3 protein-coding genes are annotated in these 4,121 nt (G+C 38.5%); all 3 read left to right on the top strand.

All coding sequences use genetic code 11. The annotated features are described in order from the left end of the window. Positions 1-133: 133 nt before the first annotated feature. From PHO71_RS25375 to PHO71_RS25365, 3 genes are read left to right on the top strand one after another with little or no spacing between them, the layout of a single operon-like run. Positions 134-2,044, top strand: a complete 1,911-nt coding sequence (locus tag PHO71_RS25375) for a tyrosine-type recombinase/integrase (RefSeq protein WP_300208973.1) — start codon at positions 134-136, stop codon at positions 2,042-2,044. Continuing rightward, the gene (locus PHO71_RS25370; protein ID WP_300208972.1) at positions 2,031-3,011 is read left to right on the top strand and encodes a tyrosine-type recombinase/integrase; all 981 of its coding nucleotides are present in this window, start codon (positions 2,031-2,033) and stop codon (positions 3,009-3,011) included. Before PHO71_RS25375 ends, PHO71_RS25370 begins: the two co-directional genes overlap by 14 nt. After that, complete coding sequence (locus tag PHO71_RS25365; RefSeq protein WP_300208971.1) at positions 3,004-4,035, top strand: tyrosine-type recombinase/integrase; 1,032 nt, start codon at positions 3,004-3,006, stop codon at positions 4,033-4,035. The genes PHO71_RS25370 and PHO71_RS25365 overlap by 8 nt, the downstream gene beginning before the upstream one ends. Positions 4,036-4,121 lie beyond the last annotated feature (86 nt).

The following is a 4,121-nucleotide window of genomic DNA, read 5'->3' as shown; positions in this document are numbered from 1 at the left end:
TTATACGACGCATTTTTTTATCCGCATCTTTTAGAGAAAAGCATGGAAATTCAGCCTTCTTTTAGTTAAAAGATGCGGATAAAATATCTGAATCATTCGATAATAGAGGTATCAAATATAAGGAGGTACCTCTATGGACGAATACAATAATTACGTTGCAATAATTCTTGATTACCTAGTGAAGAATAATTATTGTAGCACTACTATTCTAGCAAACAAACGATGTTTCAGTAAGCTTGAAGCATATCTGTCACACAAAAGGATTAATTATTCTCCAGAAATCGCAGATGAGTGGTACGCATCTGAAAATTCATCAATTAGCAATACGGATAAGGAATCTACTAAAGTTGCACTCGTCAGGCTTCGAGATGTATATGAAGCAGGACGTATTAAACGTGAACATGAAACAAAACACTTTTTGTCATACTCCGTTTTGAAGGTTGGCTTAAAAAACAGTCTTGATGAATATCTGAAATCCCTTGAGGGCAAAGTGGCGGCAGCTACAATTGATAACCACAAACATACATGCTCCAGATTTATGATATATCTCCAAAGAAAGGGTATTAGTTCCATATGTGTACTGACCTATGACCTAGTCATTCGCTTTTACAAAGAAGATATACACCATGGGAAATGGGGAAAGGGACAGTTGAATGGTCCATTATCAATAATGCTGGAGTATTTCTATGATAAAGGTAATGTTCCATACGGATTTACAGTACTAATCCATTATCTCACCTTTGACAAAGAGTGTTTTTGGAAGCTAAATGACCAAATAGTTCATAAAACCATAAACAGCATCATGAATTCATCCCATACGGTAACGGTTGAAGAGTTTCATAAATATCAGCTTATTTTTCAGAAAGTATGTTCAGAAAATGAATACAGTAAGTCAGTCCGTTCTACATTTCGAAAAGCAATAGATCTATTACTCTTATTTCTTGATACCAATGGGTACAGATATAGTCCGGAAATCGCAATGGTGTGGTTTGATTCAACCAGTGAGTTCTTTCGTAAGGAAGCTTATTCAATACGGCGTAGTCTATGTCTCATTGCCCAATACTATACTTTCTCTGAAATACATATCAATAGCGTTTTCCGTCAAAAGGCACGTGCTTTTGACCTTCTCCCGGAATGGAGCAGGAACGCTGCTGGGAAATATTTAGATGTCAAAACAAGTGAAGGATGGGCAGTTTCCACTCTGAACATGATCAGATCCAGTCTCTATTGCTTTTGTATTTACCTAGATTCTATCGGTATCCGATCGTTCAATGAATTAACTGCTTTACACATAAAAGATTTCAATGTTCAGGATATTCATAAAACTCCTGCTGGGAAGAATGCGTATAATGCCCGTATAAGAAAATTTCTTTTTTACTTGGGAGATAAAGAATATTTGAATAATCCTATGCTATTTGTTGCATTAAACCGCACCAGTGCTCCAAAAGAAACAATCGTTGTTGTATTATCGGAAGCAGAGATGGATCAGCTGAATGCAGAACTAACTTCTGGAGAGACCGTACTTTCCCTTAGGAAAAAGGCTATGCTCCTTCTTGGATTGAAAATGGGAATGCGGTCGTCTGACATTGTAAATCTGAAGTTTGATAACATAGACTGGCAGACAGCCTCCATTCGTTTTATTCAGAGTAAAACATCAGTAGAAGTTAATCTGCCGATGCCAACAGAAGTTGGCAATGCGTTATTCCGTTACATAATGGAAGAAAGGCATAAAAAAGCTGCTCCAAATATTTTTCTCAGTGAAAAAGCACCACATAGAATAGTCGGTCGTGCCGTTTGTATTAGAGCATTGAAAACTGCACTTCCGAATCGGGATTTAGAAGGTTCTGGGTTCCATGTGACCAGAAAGACATATGCAACAAACCTCCTACGGAAGGGTGTTGGCGCTGATATGGTAGCCAATGCACTTGGACAGCAAGGAACAGCTTCCGTACATAGATATCTATCGCTTGATGTTGACCGCATGAGAATATGTGCTTTGTCGTTGAAAGATTGTGGAATTGGAGGTTGGCATGATGAAAGATAAAACAATGCGTCTCAGTATAATAGCCTCATATATTGACGGTCTCTTAAAAGAAAAGCATGCCGCTGGGTACGCCTACCATTCCGAAGAAATGGTTCTCAACAGATTCGATACATACTGTGTCAATAATAAGCTGGATACGTTGAACATAAACAAAGCGTTCCTTACTGGATGGATGGAACGTACTGAGAATGAAGGAGCATTTAACCAGGGAAAACGAATTTCATGTGTAAAGCAGCTTCTGTTATATATGTCATCCTGCGGAATCGCAGTATATATTCCTCACGATTTCTGTCATTTCACAAGGGCATTACCTCACATTTTTGACCAGGCGGAAATCGATGCTTTTTTCAAGGAACTCGATACCTGTCAGCCAAGATTAAACAGAAGCAAAGAGGTGCGGCTTCATCTAGAATACAGGTTGATTTTTCGTCTTTATTGCTGCCTTGGTCTTCGGAACTCTGAAGCCGCTGGGATTGCTTCCGAAAATATAAATCTTAAGGATGGTATATTAACAATCTTGGATTCTAAAGGTTACAAAGATCGTCTGGTATATTTATCCGATGACCTTACTGCCAGTTGCCGAGACTACTATGATTATCTTTATAATACCCTTAAATTTTACCCCAAATGGTTTTTTCCGGGAATGAATCCTGAAAAGCCATTGATGAATACAACCATAGACTCGGTATTTAAGCGTTTTTGGAATAAAACTCCATATACGGGCTGTAATAATGAACCTACGGTACATGATTTTCGATTTACCTTTGTGGTAAGACGGATGAATCTCTGGGCAGAACTGGGATTAGATCTACAGGTAATGATGCCATATCTGAGCAGATATCTTGGACATAAAAGTACAAATGAAACTTTCTATTACTATTATCTTGTAAACGATGCATATAAAACTATTGCCCAGCGTGATACGATGGCAGGTGATGTGATTCCGGAGGTGAGACATTATGAGTAATAAGCCCGCCTTCACAGAATTGTTTTTTTCTAAAACCAAGGATTATCTGGATATCTATCTTTCTAGACAGAACAAGAAAAGTCAGGAAACTATTAAAGCATACCGGATATCTCTGACCAATTTTTATATATACGTTACAGAAGTAAGAAATATCAAAGTAATGCGTTTCTATTTCACTGACTGCACATATGAATTCGTACTTTCCTATTCCCAGTATCTTCAGGAAGAAAAGAAGCTAGGAAACAGTTCTGTAAATCAGAAGCTTGCGGCTATAAAGTCATACATTAAGTATGTGTCTGATGGGGACATCTCACTCATGCAGGTATATCTGTCTGTCAAAAATGTGCCGTTACTTAAACTTACCAAGCGTCAGAGACAGGTACTCGAAAAAGATGACTTGAAAGTTCTAATGAACAGTATGGCAGATACTAAGATAGGAAACAGGGATAGGTTGATAATAATTCTCCTGTTTGATACTGCAGTCAGAGCTTCTGAGCTTCTGGGAATAACCATGGGTGATATATCGCTTGATATAACCTCTCCGTACATAATAATCCATGGAAAAGGGAAAAAGGAACGTTCGGTAACCCTTAACGAAAAAACTACAGAACATCTAAGGGGGTATATCAGTCGTTATCATAAGCTTGGAGCACCATCTGATACACCATTATTTTTCACAACTATCCATGGGAAAATGAATTACATGTCAGAAAGGAATCTTGAGCGGATCGTTAAGAAATATGGAGAAGCTGTTCTGAAGAAAAACACATCGCTTTCCGACAGCATCTACCCACATATGCTAAGGCGCAGTCGTGCTTCCGGGTTATACAGAGATGGAGTTCCCATCGAAATGGTGGCTGCGATACTTGGTCACTCAAGTACTGAAACAACAAGGATTTATGCAATCCCATCCGTGCAGCAGATGCGTGAAGCAATAGAGAAAGGACAGCTGGAACCACAAAGTGCCGAAAGGCTATGGGAAGGAAAGGAGGAAGAACTGCGTAGGATGTTCGGATTGAATTAAAATTTTATCCGCATCTTTTAACTAAAAGAAGGCTGAATTTCCATGCTTTTCTCTAAAAGATGCGGATAAAAAAATGCGTCGTATAA

Origin of the sequence: Bacteroides sp. (assembly GCF_028690125.1) — a bacterium.
In the GTDB taxonomy this organism is placed as follows: Bacteria; Bacteroidota; Bacteroidia; order Bacteroidales; family Bacteroidaceae; genus Bacteroides.
This window is presented reverse-complemented; position numbering and strand designations above follow the sequence as displayed.